General features: G+C 62.3%; 9 protein-coding genes. 7 read left to right on the forward strand and 2 right to left on the reverse strand.

From position 1 onward, the window contains the following. The first annotated feature begins 151 nt into the window (after window positions 1–151). Window positions 152–823, forward strand: coding sequence for a polysaccharide lyase family 7 protein (locus AC1MEK_RS22755; RefSeq protein WP_480398529.1), 672 nt, complete (start codon window positions 152–154; stop codon window positions 821–823). A gap of 173 nt (window positions 824–996) precedes the next feature. Here AC1MEK_RS22755 and putP read toward each other — a convergent pair whose 3' ends face one another. Beyond that, the gene (gene putP / locus AC1MEK_RS22760; RefSeq protein WP_480398530.1) at window positions 997–2,481 is read right to left on the reverse strand and encodes a sodium/proline symporter PutP; all 1,485 of its coding nucleotides are present in this window, start codon (window positions 2,479–2,481) and stop codon (window positions 997–999) included. A gap of 355 nt (window positions 2,482–2,836) precedes the next feature. Between putP and putA the strand changes: the two genes are divergently transcribed. From putA to AC1MEK_RS22775, 3 genes are all read left to right on the forward strand, one after another. Continuing rightward, window positions 2,837–6,784, forward strand: coding sequence for a trifunctional transcriptional regulator/proline dehydrogenase/L-glutamate gamma-semialdehyde dehydrogenase (gene putA / locus AC1MEK_RS22765; protein WP_480398531.1), 3,948 nt, complete (start codon window positions 2,837–2,839; stop codon window positions 6,782–6,784). A 580-nt stretch (window positions 6,785–7,364) separates the two neighbouring features. Beyond that, the gene (locus tag AC1MEK_RS22770) at window positions 7,365–7,583 is read left to right on the forward strand and encodes a DUF6124 family protein (RefSeq protein WP_480398532.1); all 219 of its coding nucleotides are present in this window, start codon (window positions 7,365–7,367) and stop codon (window positions 7,581–7,583) included. 223 nt (window positions 7,584–7,806) lie between these two features. Beyond that, the gene (locus AC1MEK_RS22775) at window positions 7,807–9,609 is read left to right on the forward strand and encodes an acyl-CoA dehydrogenase (RefSeq protein WP_480398533.1); all 1,803 of its coding nucleotides are present in this window, start codon (window positions 7,807–7,809) and stop codon (window positions 9,607–9,609) included. Between the two features lie 2 nt (window positions 9,610–9,611). Here AC1MEK_RS22775 and AC1MEK_RS22780 read toward each other — a convergent pair whose 3' ends face one another. Then, window positions 9,612–12,170 carry a dermonecrotic toxin domain-containing protein gene (locus AC1MEK_RS22780; protein WP_480398534.1) on the reverse strand — a complete coding sequence of 853 codons (2,559 nt, stop codon included), beginning with the start codon at window positions 12,168–12,170 and terminating at the stop codon, window positions 9,612–9,614. 222 nt (window positions 12,171–12,392) lie between these two features. Between AC1MEK_RS22780 and AC1MEK_RS22785 the strand changes: the two genes are divergently transcribed. From AC1MEK_RS22785 to selO, 3 genes are read left to right on the forward strand one after another with little or no spacing between them, the layout of a single operon-like run. Then, window positions 12,393–14,135 (forward strand): potassium/proton antiporter, encoded by a 1,743-nt coding sequence (locus AC1MEK_RS22785; RefSeq protein WP_480398535.1) that lies wholly within the window; start codon window positions 12,393–12,395, stop codon window positions 14,133–14,135. 36 nt (window positions 14,136–14,171) lie between these two features. After that, a complete protein-coding gene (mscK, locus tag AC1MEK_RS22790; RefSeq protein WP_480398536.1) occupies window positions 14,172–17,567 on the forward strand; it encodes a mechanosensitive channel MscK in 3,396 nt (1,131 codons plus the stop codon). Between the two features lie 48 nt (window positions 17,568–17,615). Beyond that, entirely contained in the window at window positions 17,616–19,079 is a 1,464-nt protein-coding gene (selO, locus tag AC1MEK_RS22795; protein WP_480398537.1) for a protein adenylyltransferase SelO, read from the forward strand. Window positions 19,080–19,191 lie beyond the last annotated feature (112 nt).

The raw sequence follows: 19,191 nt of genomic DNA on the forward strand, positions 1-19,191 counted from the left end.
ACGGATAGAACGGGGAAATGACGGCCAATTGACTGCATCCGTTCGACGGAATCACGTTAACAAAGCTGTCCGCCATACGTATAAGGGGCACCCCTGAAACCCTTGCGCCAGACGCGTTTGCTGGCAATGAGACATATCGGACAGAAGACAAATGATTGATCTGGGATCATGGAATCTGAGCATTCCGGTGGGCTCGCCCCCCGCCACCATCGAAACCAAGCAACTGCTGCAGGGATACGACGACAAATATTTCAAATCCGGCGCCTCGAACGTCACCTTCTGGGCCCCGGTGACCGGCGCCAAGACCGCCAACGCGATCTACCCGCGCACCGAACTGCGCGAGACCTTTTCCGACGGCACCCTACGGAACTGGTCCTACACCGACGCGGATAATTTCCTCAACGCCAAGCTCAAGGTGCTGCAGGTCCCTTCCTCCGGGCGCGTGGTCATCGGCCAGATCCACGTGTACGAAAGCAACCAGCCACTGCTCAAGCTCGAGTACCAGTTTCGCGATGCCACCAAGGACGGCGCCATCGTCGCCAAGGTGCGCTTTCATCCCACCGACAAGAAGGCGCGGATCTTCACCGTGGCCGAAGGCATTCAGCTCAACGAGACCTTCAACTACGAGATCCACCTGAACAAGGCCGGGCTGCTGAGCGTCAAGGCGGCGAACATGGCCTGGAACGACCGCCTCAGCGCCACCTGGAGCAAAGAGCTGCTGTACTTCAAGGCCGGCGTGTACACCCAGGACAACACCGGCTACACCAGCGAAGGCGGCAAAACCATGTTTTTCAACCTGGACATCGATCACCGCAAATCCTGACAACATGGCGCCCTGTAGGAGTGAGCTTGCTCGCGATGCCTTCGATCATTCGACATCTGCATTGACTGTCATACCGTATTCGCGAGCAAGCTCACTCCCACAGTTACGATGTTGAGGCATAAAAAAGCCCGCACTCTGTGCCAAGCGCGGGCTTCTTTATATAGAGGAGCGAATCAGGCCGCCCTGTACTCTTTCTCGGCGGCTTCGAAGCGCGCCTGCATGCCCGGCGTCGGGCCTTTGCCGATCAGGCTGAACAGCACGATGGCGATGCTGGCGAAGATGAAGCCGGGGATGATTTCGTACAGGCCCAGCAGTTCGAAGTGCTTCCACACCACAACCGTTACTGCACCCACCAGGATGCCGGCCAGCGCGCCGTTGCGGGTCATGCCTTTCCAGACCACCGAAATCAGCACCACCGGCCCGAACGCCGCGCCGAAACCGGCCCAGGCGTAGCTCACCAGGCCCAGCACGCGGTTTTCCGGGTTGGCCGCCATGGCAATGGCGATCAGCGCCACCAGCAGCACCATGGCCCGGCCGACCCAGACCAGCTCTCGCTGCGAAGCGTTCTTGCGCAGGAAGGCCTTGTAGAAGTCCTCGGTCAGGGCGCTGGAGCACACCAGCAACTGGCAGCTCAACGTGCTCATCACCGCCGCCAGAATCGCCGACAGCAGCACACCGGCAATCCACGGGTTGAACAGCAGCTTGGCCAGCTCGATGAACACCCGCTCGTGGTTCTCGGTCACGGGGCCGGCCACATCAGGATGCGCCGAGAAGTAGGCGATGCCGAAGAAGCCCACCGCCACGGTGCCGCCCAGGCACAGGATCATCCAGGTCATGGAAATGCGGCGGGCGTTGGCGATCGACTTCACCGAATCGGCGGCCATGAAGCGCGCCAGAATGTGCGGCTGGCCGAAGTAACCCAGGCCCCAGCCCATCAGGGAAATGATGCCGATGAAGGTAGTGTTCTTGAGCATGTCGAAGCTGGTAGGGTCTTTCGCTTCGATCGCCAGGAAGGTGGTATCGACGCCGCCGGTGGCCAGCAGCACGATGATCGGCGTGAGGATCAGCGCGAAGATCATCAGCGTGGCCTGCACGGTGTCTGTCCAGCTCACGGCCAGGAAACCGCCGATGAAGGTGTAGGCGATGGTCGCCGCCGCACCCGCCCACAGGGCCGATTCGTAGGACATGCCGAAGGTGCTTTCGAACAGCCGCGCACCGGCGACGATGCCCGAAGCGCAGTAGATGGTGAAGAACACCAGGATCACGATCGCCGAAATCACTCGCAACAAACCGCTGTGGTCTTCGAAACGGCTGGAAAAGTAATCCGGCAGGGTCAGGGCATCGCCGTTGTGCTCGGTCTGCACCCGCAGGCGCCCGGCGACGAACAGCCAGTTCAGGTAGGCGCCGACGATCAGGCCGATGGCGATCCAGCTTTCGGACAGGCCGGACATGTAGATCGCACCCGGCAGGCCCATGAGCAGCCAGCCGCTCATGTCAGAGGCACCGGCCGACAATGCGGTCACGACGCTGCCCAGACTGCGTCCGCCGAGGATGTAGTCCGACAGGTTATTGGTGGATCGATAGGCCATGAGTCCGATCAGGACCATTGCCGCGATGTAGATCACGAAGGTGATCAGGGTTGGGTTGCTGACGCTCATTGTGTGTCCATGCTTTGTATTTTTATGGCAGGGGGCAACGGGTTGCACCAAGGGCGCGCATGCTAGACAGAATTGCCACTCAGGCGCAACCAGAAGATGAGAACCAGTTGCACTTATCCGGAAGAAAAATGTAACCCCCTGGTTTTTATCGCCTTTCGGAAAAGCCGCCAAACCCTTGCGAGGCAAAGCTCTCAGCGCTGAACGCACCGGTTCTGGGCAACATCACTCACTTCGTCGGAACGACCATGACACATCAGGAAAAAATTGGTTGCACCCGGTTGCACCCAAACTGACGCACAGATAATCTTGGCCTCAACGACAGCCACGCGAACAGTGGCTCCTATGAGGACAAGAAATGGCCACCACCACTCTGGGCGTCAAGCTCGACGACCCGACCCGCGAGCGTTTGAAGGCTGCGGCTCACTCCATCGACCGCACGCCGCACTGGGTGATCAAGCAGGCAATCTTCAATTACCTGGAAAAGCTCGAGAGTGGTGCAACCCTCAACGACCTCAATGGCCTGAACGGCAAGGATTCGGACGACCAGGGCGAGCTGCCGGCCGACAATGGCCATCAGGCGTTCCTCGAATTCGCCGAAAGCATCCTGCCGCAGTCGGTGCTGCGCGCCGCCATCACCTCGGCCTATCGCCGCCCGGAGCCGGAAGTGGTGCCGATGCTGCTGGAGCAGGCGCGCCTGCCCGCCCCGATGGCCGACGCCGCTCATAAACTTGCCGCTTCGATCGCCGAAAAACTGCGCAACCAGAAGAGCGCCGGCGGCCGTGCCGGTATCGTTCAGGGCCTGCTGCAGGAATTTTCGCTGTCGTCCCAGGAAGGCGTGGCGCTGATGTGCCTGGCCGAAGCGCTGCTGCGCATCCCGGACAAAGGCACCCGCGATGCCCTGATCCGCGACAAGATCAGCACCGGCAACTGGCAGCCACACCTGGGCAACAGCCCGTCGCTGTTCGTCAACGCCGCCACTTGGGGCCTGCTGCTGACCGGCAAGCTGGTCAGCACCCACAACGAAGCGGGCCTGACCTCGTCGCTCAGCCGCATCATCGGCAAGTCCGGCGAGCCGATGATCCGCAAGGGCGTCGACATGGCCATGCGTCTGATGGGCGAGCAGTTCGTCACCGGTGAAACCATCGGCGAAGCACTGGCCAACGCCAGCAAGTTCGAAGCCAAGGGTTTCCGCTATTCCTACGACATGCTCGGTGAAGCCGCACTGACCGAACACGATGCGCAGAAGTACCTGGCCTCGTACGAACAAGCCATCCACTCGATCGGCAAAGCCTCCCACGGCCGTGGGATTTATGAAGGCCCGGGCATCTCCATCAAGCTCTCGGCGTTGCACCCGCGCTACAGCCGCGCCCAGTACGAGCGCGTGATGGAAGAGCTGTACCCGCGCCTGCTGTCCCTGACCCTGCTGGCCAAGCAATACGACATCGGCCTGAACATCGACGCCGAAGAAGCCGACCGCCTGGAGCTGTCGCTGGACCTGCTCGAGCGCCTGTGCTTCGAGCCACAACTGGCCGGCTGGAACGGCATCGGTTTCGTCATTCAGGCCTACCAGAAGCGCTGCCCGTACGTGATCGACTATGTGATCGACCTGGCCCGCCGCAGCCGCCACCGCCTGATGATCCGCCTGGTGAAAGGCGCCTACTGGGACAGCGAAATCAAGCGCGCCCAGGTCGAAGGCCTGGAAGGCTATCCGGTCTACACCCGCAAGGTGTACACCGACGTTTCCTACATCGCCTGCGCGCGCAAACTGCTCTCGGTGCCGGAAGTCATCTACCCGCAGTTCGCCACCCACAACGCCCATACACTGTCGGCGATCTACCACATCGCCGGTCAGAACTATTACCCCGGCCAGTACGAATTCCAGTGCCTCCACGGCATGGGTGAGCCGTTGTACGAGCAGGTTGTAGGCAAGGTCGCCGATGGCAAGCTGAACCGTCCGTGCCGCGTGTACGCTCCGGTCGGCACCCACGAAACCCTGCTGGCGTATCTGGTTCGTCGTCTGCTGGAAAACGGCGCCAACACCTCGTTCGTCAACCGCATCGCCGACCAGTCGATTTCCATTCAGGAACTGGTCGCCGACCCGGTGTCGAGCATCGAGCGCATGGCCACTCAGGAAGGCGGCTTCGGCCTGCCGCACCCGCGCATCCCGCTGCCGCGCGACCTGTATGGCAGCGAGCGCGCCAACTCGGCGGGCATCGACATGGCCAACGAACACCGTCTGGCGTCGCTGTCTTCGGCCCTGCTGGCCACTGCGCACAACGACTGGAAAGCCCTGCCGATGCTGGGCAGCCCGGTCAGCGCAGGTGCCGAGGCACCGGTACTGAACCCGTCCGACTTGCGTGATGTGGTCGGTCACGTTCAGGAAGCCAGCCTTGCAGACGTCGACAACGCCCTGCTCAGCGCCCTCGCCGCCGGCCCGATCTGGCAGGCCACCCCGCCCGCCGAGCGCGCCGCAATTCTGGAGCGTGCCGCCGACCTGATGGAAGCCGACATCCAGCCGCTGATGGGCCTGCTGGCTCGCGAAGCGGGCAAAACCTACGCCAACGCCATCGCCGAAGTGCGCGAGGCCGTGGACTTCCTGCGCTACTACGCGGTGCAGGCGCGCAACGATTTCAGCAACGACGCCCACCGTCCGCTGGGCCCGGTAGTCTGCATCAGCCCGTGGAACTTCCCGCTGGCGATTTTCAGCGGTCAGGTCGCCGCAGCACTGGCCGCCGGTAACCCGGTGCTGGCCAAGCCTGCCGAACAGACGCCGCTGGTGGCCGCTCAGGCCGTGCGCATCCTGCTGGAAGCCGGTATTCCCGAAGGCGTGGTGCAACTGCTGCCGGGCCGTGGTGAAACCGTCGGCGCGCGGTTGGTGGGCGATGATCGCGTCAAAGGCGTGATGTTCACCGGTTCTACCGAGGTCGCGCGCCTGCTGCAACGCAACATCGCCGGCCGCCTGGACGCCCAGGGCCGTCCGATTCCGCTGATCGCCGAAACCGGTGGGCAGAACGCGATGATCGTCGACTCCTCGGCGCTGACCGAGCAAGTGGTCATCGACGTCGTGTCCTCGGCCTTCGACAGCGCCGGCCAACGCTGCTCGGCCCTGCGCGTCTTGTGCCTGCAGGAAGATTCCGCCGACCGCGTCATCGAAATGCTCAAGGGCGCCATGGCCGAAAGCCGCCTGGGCAACCCCGAGCGCCTGTCCGTGGACATCGGCCCGGTGATCGACGCCGAAGCCAAGGCGGGCATCGAGAAGCACATTCAGGCCATGCGCGACAAAGGCCGTAACGTTTATCAGGTGGCCATCGCTGACAGCGACGAGATCAAGCGCGGCACCTTCGTGATGCCGACCCTGATCGAGCTAGAAAGCTTCGACGAACTGCAGCGTGAAATCTTCGGCCCGGTCCTGCACGTCGTGCGCTACAAGCGCAAGGAACTGGACCAACTGATCGGCCAGATCAACGCTTCGGGGTACGGCCTGACGCTGGGCGTGCACACCCGCATTGATGAAACCATCGCCAAGGTCATCGACTCGGTCAACGCGGGCAACATGTACGTCAACCGCAACATCGTCGGGGCCGTGGTGGGCGTGCAGCCGTTCGGCGGCGAGGGCCTGTCGGGTACTGGCCCGAAAGCCGGCGGCCCGCTGTACCTGTACCGCCTGCTGTCGACCCGTCCTGCCGATGCGGTGCAGAAATCCTTCGCCGTGCGCGACGCCGGAACTGCGCCGGATACCCGCATGCGTGAAGTGCTGCTCAAGCCATTGGCCGCATTGAAAGCGTGGGCATCGGGCCAGCCAGAACTTGAAGCCGTGTGCACCCAGTTCGCCGAGCAATCGCAAAGCGGCGTGACACGCCAACTGGCGGGCCCGACCGGCGAGCGCAACAGCTACAGCATCCTGCCGCGCGAACACGTGCTGTGCCTGGCCGAAGACGAAGCCGACCTGCTGACCCAACTGGCCGCAGTCCTGGCCGTGGGCAGCACCGCCATCGTGCCGGACAACGAGCTCGGCAAGCCGCTGTTCAAGCGCCTGCCAAAAGACGTTCAGGCGCGCATCAAGCTGGTGAGCGACTGGACCAAGGACGACGTGCTCATCGACGCCGTGCTGCACCACGGCGACTCCGACCAGCTGCGCACCCTGTGCGAACAAGTGGCCCAGCGCAGTGGCGCCATCGTCGGCGTCCATGGCCTGTCCAAAGGCGAAACCGGCATCGCGCTGGAACGCCTGGTGATCGAGCGCGCCCTGAGCGTGAACACCGCGGCGGCAGGGGGTAACGCGAGCTTGATGACCATCGGCTAAGCGTCCACTGCACTGCGCTATGTGGGAGTGAGCTTGCTCACGAATGCGTTTTATCAGACACCGCATCGGCGCCTGATAAAACGCATCGCGGGCAAGCGCGCTCCTACGTATCGGTGCCGCCTCAATACCTGCGTTGAAATGCACGCCCTCCCTGTAGGAGCGAATTCATTCGCGAATCGCCCGCACGACCGACACATCCCCACCGCCTGACACACCGTTCGCGAATGAATTCGCTCCTACAGGTCATCTGGCGCCTGTGAGGTGCCATTTCCTGCAACACATCGGCCGATTTGTAGCCCCTTTCTTACAGCCCCTTCTCTTTCTTATGAAGGACATTTCCTAGAAACTCTCAGCCTCTTGTGCCTGCTGATTTCGATCTCTAGGCTGCGTCCGTCGCTGGTCATCAGCGGCCGGGTTTAGCAGCCTGAGAGAGAACATCTACACCTTCATGGTGGCTTTGCGCGGGGCATCTTCGGATGCGCCGGGTTGCTCTCTACCGGTCTGCTAACCCGTGTCAAAGCCGCCACCCTCATTCGTTTAGCAGCGAGCGTCAGGTGGCTCCACCAGAGAGAGACGCACCATGCTGAAAATCACCCCCGACCCACCCCCACACTCCCTCGAAGAATCCCTGATCCACGCATCCGATCTGTTGCGCTGCGCAACCGCAACCGCCACCGCCTACGAAAGCGCCGATCACCTGAGTGGCAGCAAACGCGACCTGGCTTTCTCGGTCGTGCATCTGATCGACATGGCAAAGGCTGCGGTCGACCGATCACTGGACGCTGTCCACGCAAAATAAATAAGCCCCTTATCGGCACGGCTTGCCGGCGGGAACGGTGTGTCAGGCGATGCATCTCTTGCAGGTCCACCGCCCCGCCGGCAAGCCGTGCTGCTACGCAAGAAGATTGCGTTGGAAAACATCCAACCCGCGTTCTACCCCTCCATCACCCAAATCAATCTTCCTGTTCACCCCCGCCTCGCCCACCTAGACTCGGCCCCATTCCAACCAAAGGTACGCCGCCATGTCCGAGACGCTGCTCAGTTCCCGCAACCTGGCTTTCGAGCTTTATGAAGTGCTGGATGCCGAGTCGCTGACCCGGCGCGAGCGGTTTGCCGAGCACTCTCGCGAGACGTTCGATGCGGCGATCGACACGGCGCGGACCATCGCCGAGAAGTTCTTCGCCCCACACAACCGCAAGAACGACGAGCACGAGCCGCGCTACGAGAACGGTGAGGCGGTGTTGATCCCCGAAGTGAAGCCGGCGGTGGATGCGTTTCTGGGAGCCGGTTTCCTGAATGCCGCGCGCAGCTTTGAAGACGGCGGCATGCAGTTGCCGACGCTGCTATCCCAAGCTTGTTTCGCGCATTTTCAGGCGGCCAACGCGGCGTCGGCGTCGTACCCGTTTCTGACCATGGGCGCAGCGAACCTGATTGAGAATTTCGGCAGTGATGAGCAGAAGCGCCGCTTCCTGCAGCCGATGATCGAGGGGCGTTTCTTCGGCACCATGGCGCTGACCGAGCCCCATGCCGGCTCGTCCCTGGCGGACATCCGCACCCGCGCGGAACCGGCCGCCGATGGCAGCTATCGCCTGCGCGGCAACAAGATCTTCATCTCCGGCGGTGATCACCCGCTGTCGGAAAACATCGTCCATCTGGTGTTGGCCAAATTGCCGGATGCACCAGCGGGGGTGAAGGGTATTTCGTTGTTCATCGTGCCCAAGTTTCTGGTCAACGAGGACGGCAGCCTGGGGCCACGCAACGATGTGTTGCTGGCCGGGCTGTTCCACAAGATGGGCTGGCGTGGCACCACGTCCACGGCGCTGAACTTCGGTGATAACGGCGAGTGTGTCGGCTATCTGATCGGCAAGCCCCATCACGGCCTGAGCTACATGTTCCAGATGATGAACGAGGCGCGGATCGGCGTCGGCATGGGCGCGGTAATGCTCGGTTATGCGGGCTATCTGTATTCGCTGGACTACGCGCGCGAACGCCCGCAAGGCCGCCTGCCCGACAGCAAGAACCCGGAGAGCGCGCCGGTTGAGATCATCCAGCACGCCGACGTCAAGCGCATGTTGCTGACCCAGAAGGCCTACGTTGAAGGCGCGTTCGATCTGGGCCTGTACGCCGCGCGGCTGTTCGACGACACCCAGACCGGCGAATCCGAAGAGCAGCGCAAGGCCGCCCACGAGCTGCTGGACCTGCTCACGCCCATCGTCAAATCCTGGCCATCGGAGTTTTGCCTGAAAGCCAACGAGCTGGCGATCCAGATTCTCGGCGGCCACGGTTACACCCGCGAATACCCGGTGGAGCAGTACTACCGCGACAACCGCCTGAACCCGATCCACGAAGGCACCCACGGCATTCAGTCGCTGGATCTGCTGGGCCGCAAACTGGCGCAGAACGGCGGCGCCGGGCTCAAGCAACTGATCCGTCTGATCGCCGACACCTGTGAGCGCGCGCAGCAGCACCAGCATCTGGACGCACTGCGCGAGCCACTGGAAAAGCTCGTCGCCCGCCTGCAGGTGGTGACCCTGGCATTGCTCACTGATCTAGCTCAAGGAAGCGTCACCCAGACGCTGGCCAATTCGGCGCTGTACCTGAAAGCCTTCGGCCACACCGTGATCGGCTGGCGCTGGCTGGAACAGGCGATCCGCGCCGAGGAAGGACTGAAACGGGGCGCCGAAGCAGACGTCGCGTTCTATAAGGGCAAGCTGCAGGCGGCGCGGTATTTTCTGACCTGGGAAGTGCCGGCCTGCCATCACGAGCTGGCAATTCTGCAAGCCCGTGATGATGTGTGCCTGTCGATGCAGGATGGCTGGTTCTAAGCTCAGGTTACCGGCATAGGCGCGGGGAAAAACGTTTCCAGTAACGCCTCGGCGCCCGCACCCAGCTTCGCAGCGTAATCGGCGCGGTTGAAAAGCACGCCGGTGCGCAGGTCATAGGCCGGCCCTGTCACCTGCTCCACCGGCACCTGTTTGAGCTGCACATTCATGAAGCGGTACGCGCTCCCCGCAACCTCCTCGATCCGCTGGATCTCGAAGTAATTACCGGGTAAAAACACTGACTCAACTTCATTCGGGCTCACTGAAAACGGGCTGATCGGCGTCGCGTTCAGATAGTGCTTGGCAGGGATTTCGAACACGACCGACGTGTCGTCGAACGTGATGTCGCCGGTGTAGCTCTCTGACGTGACGCCTCCTTGGCTGCTGGAAAATACCCGAGCCATGTAGGGATTTTCGCTGAACGAGGTGATATCAGTGTTGACCAGCACATCACCGACCTTGAGTTTGCCTTCGCGAAACACCTTGCCTGAGGTCCCGCGCTCGCCGCTTCCTCCTCGGTAGAGAGTGACGTCATTGTTGTAAGAAATCTCTGCAAGGTCCTCGACCAATTGCTCGATGGTTGCGACTTGATCGTGTATCCGGTGCTCCCCGGTTCGCAGATAGATATTGAAGAGGTCATCGTCGTGGGTGTAGCGAGTGATCGCCCCGCCAAACCAGTCATCGGCGATCTTGAACACGCGATGTTTCTCGCCAAAGGTGTCGAACACGACGTCGTCGCCATCGGTGTCGGAAAGAACTTCCTCATCCGACTCAAGCTCATAGACGCTAATCACCGACTGCTGGCGCTGGTTGCCCAAGGCGGACAAACGTTGCTCCTCCGGTAGGTCGAAGCGCATATGGGTGTCCCAGAACGCTGATGACAGGGTTTCGAATGACGGCGGCTCAACGCCCGCCTCGCCCTCGCCTTGCATGCCGCCGCGCAGTTTCGGCGCGCCGACCAGCTCCCACTCATCGGCATCGTTCAAGCGCACCAGACGCGCACCGCTGAAGGAAAACGGGTTGTCGGGCCTGACGATGCACCAGATCTTCAAGTCGCTGACGTACTGCACCCGATAAGGCTGGCCTTTGAGGCTGATCCAGGTTTCGCCCTTATCCAGCACATGAACACCGCGCAAATGGTCAGCAACCTCAGGTTTGGGTGTGTCGCTCAGAATCACGTTGCCCTTCAGGCTTTTCAGCGACGCGGCCTCACGCTCAACCTCTCCCGCCGTCGCCGGCATAGGCACACTCGGACGACGCAGTTCTGCCAACAATGGCAGATTGAGGAGCAAAAACACCGAGTTGACGATCGCCCCCACCACCCCCGCCTTACGCAGCTGTGCCGTACGCCCGTTGATCGCCTGATCGATGTTCAAGCCGATGCTCGCGATGCCTGCTCCGATCAAGGTCAACCCAATCGGCCAACCCAGCGGAGCGAAAGCGCCAGCGATGTGGATGAACGCCCCCAGATAGCCGATCCACATCTGCTTGTGCAGGCTGGCGCTGGTGGTGAGTTGCTGATGGATGTCGTCACGCATCTCTGCATGGGCGCGATCACGCAGCTGCCTGAACACAGGCCTGCAGCCTGCCAGTTGAGTGCGCAGCGTCAATTCACTGGCTCGCCACGGTCGGCGACCGGGCGCCGCCAGCTTGCGGGCAAACGCCGCTTTCTCGTCATGACCTCGCACAAAATGCGCAATCAGCGCGTCCTGAGTAGACGCCTCAGTGAGCTGTGCCTTTACCCAGCGTTCCACCTCCTGCTCGTTGGCACAACACACGAAAACCGGCTGAGCATCGGGCCGGTAGAGGATCTGCCGCCCTTGCGCGTTGCTGATGCAAAGCATGTCCCTGGACTGTTTGCCGACAAGCGTAAACACCTGCATCGACGTCCCCGACGCGAAAGGCCTGTCCTCCTGCAACATCCCCCAGGTAACGTTGGTTTCAGTGCCGCCGGTGACAGCCTGCAGAACGGTCTGGAAATCCTCGCGGGAGATCTGCTGCCGGCTCAGCGCAAGGCCCGCCGCCGACAGCAGGCCGACCATGGCGAAGGTACAGAAATCATCCCCCTGATCACGCCAGAACGCTTCGACCTGCTCCTTGCAGTGCGCAGCAAAATCAATCGCCCAGAAGTCCTGCTGCACCTGGCTAGGCAACATCGGCACTTCATTGTGCTCGTCATAAATATCCTGATCGGGGCCCGCTGTGTAGAAACCGCCATAGACATTCAGGTCATCGGACGCGTCTTGATCGGCCGCGCTGAATCGACACATCAGCAGCTCGACGAAGGTCATCGATTCGCTGGGCGGGCCACTGTGCTGCCAGCCGGTGAACGTGCGAGAGCTGGTGACCGCCGTCGGGAAGCGATGCCAGTACACCTTGCCCGGGTCCAATGATGTCTTGCCGGTGCGTTTTTTCAGGATATCGCGCGCCGCCTTGTTCGCCAGCGCATGAATGTCCGGGTAGTGCTGCATGAACATGGCTGCACGCTCGCGCAACTGTCGTTCGGACGGGGCTTGCGTTGCGGCTGGATCGTTATCGGGGGTATTCCAATGAATTGTAGCCATGACGTCCTGTCCTGCTTGAATGGGAAGTCATACACGCAATCACGTTGGATCGACGAAGGGGCGGTAATTATTTACGCCAGGCCTGTGAGGAACGGCTCGACGCCCTGCGACTCACAAAGCTTTGACAGCCAACCAATTCAACGGGTTAAATCCCTTGGCACGCGGGCTGCATGGTTGGCCCCCGATTTGCTTTCATTTCTGCTTTTGTCTGGAGTACCGCCCTTGGATGCCACGACCATCAACAGCCTGTTCCTGATCGGCGCGTTGCTGGTGGGCGCGAGTATTCTGGTCAGCTCCTTGTCCTCGCGATTGGGCATCCCGATTCTGGTCATCATCCTGGCGGTCGGCATGGCGGCCGGTGTCGATGGCGGCGGCATCATTTTCGACAACTACCCGACGGCCTATCTGGTCGGCAACCTGGCACTGGCGGTGATCCTGCTCGACGGCGGCCTGCGCACGCGGGTGGCGAGTTTCCGCGTGGCGCTCTGGCCCGCGCTGTCGCTGGCCACGGTGGGCGTACTGATCACCACCGGGCTGACCGGCATGATCGCGGCCTGGCTGTTCGACCTGAACATCATTCAAGGGCTGCTGATCGGTGCGATCGTCGGCTCTACGGACGCCGCAGCGGTGTTCTCGCTGCTGGGCGGCAAGGGCCTGAACGAACGGGTTACGGCCAGCCTTGAAATCGAATCCGGCAGCAACGACCCGATGGCGGTGTTCCTGACCGTGACCCTGATCGACATGCTGTCCAGCGGCCAGACCGGCCTGCACTGGAGCCTGTTGGGCCACCTGATTCAGGAATTCGGGATCGGCAGCATTCTGGGCCTGGGCGGCGGCTGGCTGATGCTGCAACTGGTCAACCGGATCAACCTGGCCAACGGCCTGTATCCGATTCTGGTCATCGCCGGCGGCCTGGCCGTGTTCGCGCTGACCAACGCCATTCACGGCAGCGGCTTTCTGGCGGTGTACCTGTGCGGCCTGGTCCTGGGCAACAAGCCGATCCGCAGCCGCCACGGCATCCTGCACATGCTCGACGGCATGGCCTGGCTGGCGCAGATCGGCATGTTCCTGGTGCTGGGCCTGTTGGTCACCCCGCACGATCTGCTGCCCATCGCCCTGCCCGCGCTGGGCCTGGCGCTGTGGATGATTCTGGTGGCGCGGCCGTTGTCGGTGCTCGCCGGTTTGCTGCCATTTCGCGTGTTCCACGGCCGCGAAAAGGCCTTTATTGCCTGGGTCGGCCTGCGTGGTGCGGTACCGATCATTCTGGCGGTGTTCCCGTTGATGGCCGGTTTGCCGCAGGCGCAGCTGTTCTTCAATCTCGCGTTCTTTATCGTGCTGGTGTCGCTGCTGGTGCAGGGCACGAGCCTGCCGTGGATGGCCAAGTGGCTGAAGGTGACGGTGCCGCCGGATCCTGCGCCGATCTCCCGCGCGGCACTGGAAGTGCACGTGACCAGTGAGTGGGAATTGTTCGTTTATCGACTGGGCGCGGAAAAATGGTGCATCGGCGCCGCCCTGCGCGAGCTGAAAATGCCCGAAGGCACGCGTATCGCCGCCCTGTTTCGTGGCCAGCAACTGCTCCATCCGTCGGGTAGTACGGTGTTGGAGACGGGTGACCTGTTGTGCGTCATCGGCCACGAACACGACCTTCCGGCCTTGGGCAAGCTGTTCAGCCAGGCGCCGCAGCGGGGTCTGGATCTGCGCTTCTTCGGCGACTTCGTCCTCGAGGGAGACGCTCAGCTCGGGGCTGTCGCGGCATTGTACGGTCTGAAACTCGACGGCCTGGATTCGAATATGCCGCTGGCCCAGTTCATCATTCAGAAGAATCGCGGCGAGCCGATCGTCGGCGATCAGATCGAATGGAACGGAACTATTTGGACAGTTGCGGTGATGGAAGGGAACAAGATCCTCAAAGTGGGCGTCAGATTCCCCGAAGGAAGCCGCCCGGGTCCCGGGTTGTTCCTCTAAACTGCTCAACTTTCCTGATCGCTCGACCCGGTGTCTATGTTCACGCTGCGTACCTTTCTTGCCTCAGCCTTGCTGGGGCTTTGCCTTTCCAGTGGCCCGGCCCTCGCCGCTGCCGACTCTCCCCCACCCACCAGCGAAGCCGTGCAGCAGAGCCTGGACAAGATCGCCGACCGCAAGCTGTCGCCCGATGACCAGAAGGCACTGCAGCAGGTGCTGGAGCAGACGCTCACCTTCCTGGCCAGCCAGAAGGACAACCAGCGCAAGCTCGATGACCTGAAAAAGCAACTGGCCGACGCGCCGAAACAGACGGTCGAGAACCAGAAGGAGCTGACGCGCCTGAAGGGCATCCGCCAGATGCCGGTGGCCCAGCGCTACGCCAACATGGACGTCCCGGCGCTTGAGCAGTTGCTCAGCACGCGCAGCACTCAGCAGAGTGATCTGCAAAAGGCGCTGAACGACGCCAACAGCCTGACCATCACCGCCCAGACCCGCCCCGAGCGCGCCCAGGCGGAGATCAGCAGCAGCCAGACGCGCATCCAGACCATCAACGGCATTCTCAAATCCGGCAAGGACGGCGGCAAAGCCATCAGCGCCGACCAGCGCAATCAGCTGAACGCCGAGCTGGCCTCGATCAACGCGCTGATCGCCCTGCGCCGTCAGGAACTGGCCGGCAACAGTCAGTTGCAGGATCTGGGCGGCAGCCAGCATGACCTGCTGACCGAGAAGGTCGCCCGTCAGGATCAGGAAATCCAGGACCTGCAGACGCTGATCAACGACAAGCGCCGCGCCCAGTCCCAGGAAACCGTGGAGCAGCTGTCCCTCGAAGCGCAGAAGGCCGGGGGCAGCAGCCTGCTGGCCACCGAGAGTGCGACCAACCTCAAGCTCTCCGACTACCTGCTGCGCGGCACCGACCGGCTCAACGAGCTGACCCAGCAGAACCTCAAGACCAAGACCCAGCTGGACGCCATCACCCAGACCGACGCGGCGCTGGATGAGCAGATCAACGTGCTCAGCGGCAGCCTGCTGCTGTCCAAGATCCTCTATAAACAGAAGCAGGCGCTGCCCAAGCTCAAGCTCGACAGCGGCCTGGCCGACGAAATCGCCGACATTCGCCTGTACCAGTTCGAGGTCAATCAGCAGCGCGAACAGATGAGCAACCCGACCAATTACGTCGAAACCCTGCTCGCCACCCAGAAACCGGAAGACGTCACCCCGGCGCTGCGCAAGACCCTGCTGGACCTGGCCACCACCCGTATCGACCTGCTCGAACGTCTGAACCGTGAGCTGAGCGCGCTGCTCAACGAATCCATCACTCTGCAGCTGAACCAGAAGCAACTGGTGAGCACCGCCACCAGCCTGCGCCAGACGCTGGACGAGCAGATGTTCTGGATTCCCAGCAACAAGCCGCTGGATCTGGAATGGTTCGAGCGGGTCAAGCCGCGCCTGACCAAACAGATCACCACCCTGCCGTGGACCTCCACCGTCAGCGAACTGGGCGACGGCCTGACCCAGCGCCCACTGATCTTCCTGCCACTGTTGCTGGTGATCGGCGGGCTGATGTGGAAGCGCAAGGCGCTGTACGAAAAGCTCAACCGCCTGCACGGCGACATCGGCCACTTCAAGCGCGACCGGCAGTGGCAGACGCCGCTGGCGATCTTCATCAACATCCTGCTGGCGATGCCGCTGTCGCTGGCGCTGGCCCTGTGTGCGCTGGCGCTGCAGATCGACGCCCGGGAACAGAACGTCAATCTGGGTGCGGCGTTGATGCAGATTTCCCTGGCCTGGCTGGTGTTCTACACCGCGTACCGCATCCTGGCACCGGGTGGAGTGGCGCAACTGCACTTCCGCTGGGAAAAGCCGCAGGTGGAATTCCTGCGTGGCTGGATCCGACGCATGGGCCTGGTGGTGCTGGCGTTGGTCACAGTAGTGGCCGTGGCCGAGCACGAACCGTCCGCACTGGCTGACGACGTCATCGGCATCGCTGTGGTGCTGACCTGCTACGCGATGATGACCTGGCTGCTGGGCCGCCTGCTGCTGACCAGCCCGACCCACGAGAACGCCTCGCTGTTCCGCAAGGCCGTGGGGCTGGCGTTCACCGCGCTGCCCATCGCGCTGTTTCTGGCGGTGTGCTTCGGCTACTACTACACCGCGCTGAAGCTCAGCGACCGGCTGATCGACACCCTGTACCTGATGATGCTGTGGCTGGTCATCGAAGCGGCGTTCGTCCGCGGCCTGTCCGTCGCGGCGCGCCGCCTGGCCTACAACCGCGCGCTGAGCAAGCGCCAGGCGGCCAAGGAAGCCGGCGACGGCGAGACGCTGGTCGAAGAACCGACCCTGGACATCGAACAGGTCAACCAGCAGTCGCTGCGCCTGATCCGCCTGCTGCTGATCGGCGGCTTCATCGGCGCGCTGTACCTGGTCTGGGCCGACCTGATCACGGTGTTCTCGTACCTGGACAACATCACTCTGTACGAATACACCAGCGGCACCGGCGCCAACATGAGCATGGTGCCGATCAGCCTGGGCGACCTGATCGGTGCGCTGGTGATCATCGGCATCACCTTCGTGCTGGCGGGTAACCTGCCAGGGCTGCTGGAAGTGTTCGTGCTGTCGAAGCTGAACCTCAAGCAGGGCAGTTCCTACGCCACTACCACGCTGCTGTCCTACATCATCGCCGGGGTCGGTTTCGTCTCGACCCTGTCGGCGCTGGGCGTGAGCTGGGACAAGCTGCAATGGCTGGTGGCGGCGCTGTCGGTGGGCCTGGGTTTCGGCATGCAGGAGATCTTCGCCAACTTCATCTCCGGCATCATGATCCTGTTCGAGCGCCCGGTGCGGATCGGCGACACCATCACCATCGGCAACCTGTCGGGCACGGTGAGCAAGATCCGCATTCGTGCCACCACCATCACCGACTTCGACCGCAAGGACATCATCGTCCCGAACAAGACGTTCATTACCGGGCAACTGATCAACTGGTCGCTGACCGACACCGTGACCCGCGTCACCCTGAAACTGGGCGTGGACTATGGCTCAGACCTGGATCTGGTGCGCAAACTGTTGCTGCAGGCCGCCCACGAAAGCCCGCGGGTGCTCAAGGAGCCGGCGCCGATCGTGTACTTCCTGAACTTCGGCGAGAGCACGCTGGATCACGAACTGCGCATGCATGTGCATGATCTGGGCGACCGCAACCCGGTGCTGGACGAGATCAACCGCTTCATCAACAAGGAGTTCAAGAAGCAGAAGATCAACATCTCGTTCCGCCAGATGGAGGTCTACCTGAAGAACATGCAGGGCCAGGAGTACAAGATGGTGCCCGTCGATGGCGAGCAGAAGACGATCGCCGCGCCGCTGGCCTCCCCTGCTTCCGGGCCTGCTGCCATCAAGCCCGCGCCCAAGGATGCGCCGGAGCCGCCGGACGTCAAACTCGACTGACCCGGCAAATTCCAGCAGAGTAGGCATCTACTCTGCTGGAGCCGTCCCTTGAAAGCCCTCGACGAACTGACCTTCGATAACCGTTTTGCCCGGCTGGGCGACGGTTTTTCCACGTCTGTGCTGCCTGAACCCATTGCCGAACCGCGCCTTGTCGTGGCCAGCGATGCGGCGCTGGCCCTGCTCGACCTGGACCCGGCGCAGGCCGAGGAGCCAGTGTTCGCAGAGCTGTTCAGCGGCCACAAGCTGTGGGCCGAGGCCGATCCGCGGGCGATGGTGTATTCCGGCCATCAGTTCGGCTCCTACAACCCGCGTCTGGGCGATGGCCGCGGCCTGCTGCTGGGCGAGGTGTACAACGAGGCGGGCGAGCACTGGGACCTGCACCTCAAGGGCGCCGGTCAAACCCCTTACTCGCGCATGGGCGATGGCCGTGCGGTACTGCGCTCCTCGATCCGCGAGTTCCTTGCCTCCGAGGCGCTGCATGCACTGGGCATCGCCACCAGCCGCGCCGCCTGCGTAATCGGTTCGAGCACGCCAGTGTGGCGCGAGACCCAGGAGCGCGCCGCCATGGTGCTGCGCCTGGCCAAAAGCCACGTGCGTTTTGGCAGCTTCGAGTATTTTTTCTACACGAAACAGCACGAGCAGCTCAAAGAGCTGGCTGATCATGTGCTGTCGCTGCACTACCCCGAGTGCATGGAGCAGCCCGAGCCGTATCTGGCGATGTTCCGGGTGATCGTCGAGCGCCAGGCGGAAATGATCGCCAAATGGCAGGCCTACGGTTTTTGCCATGGCGTGATGAACACCGACAACATGTCCATTCTGGGCATCACCTTCGACTTCGGGCCGTTCGCGTTTCTCGACGATTTCGACCAGCACTTCATCTGCAACCATTCCGACCACGAAGGGCGCTACTCCTTCAGCAATCAGGTGCCGATCGGCCAGTGGAACCTCAGCGCACTGGCCCAGGCCCTGACGCCGTTCATCAGCGTTGAATCGCTGCGCGAGGCGCTGGGCCTGTTCCTGCCGCTGTATCAGGCGCAGTACCTGGACCTGATGCGTCGCCGCCTGGGCCTGACCAGCGCCGAAGACGCCGACGCCGACCTGATCGCCCGCCTGCTGCAACTGATGCAGAACAGCGCCGTGGACTACAGCCTGTTCTTCCGCCGCCTGGGCGATGAGGCCGCCGACGTCGCCGTCAGCCGTCTGCGCGACGACTTCGTCGACATGCTCGGCTTCGACGCCTGGGCCGCCGAGTACCTGGCGCGCATAGCCCGCGAGCGCGAAACCACCCAGGACGAACGCCGCCAGCGCATGCACGCCGTCAACCCGCTGTACGTGCTGCGCAACTACCTGGCGCAAAACGCCATCCAGGCCGCCGAACAGGGCGACTACAGCGAAGTGCGGCAACTGCATCAGGTACTCACCCGCCCGTTCGAGGAACAGCCGGAAATGGAGCGTTTTGCCCAGCGCCCGCCGGATTGGGGCAAGCATCTGGAGATCAGTTGTTCGTCGTGAAGAAGGCTCGGCATTCTCCCAGGCAACGCCGAACCCTGTAGGAGCGAATTCATTCGCGATGGGCACTTCCAGCCTATGCATCTCTGGCGCCTGAAACATCATTCGCGAATAA

It is taken from the genome of Pseudomonas sp. 2 (assembly GCF_056627435.1).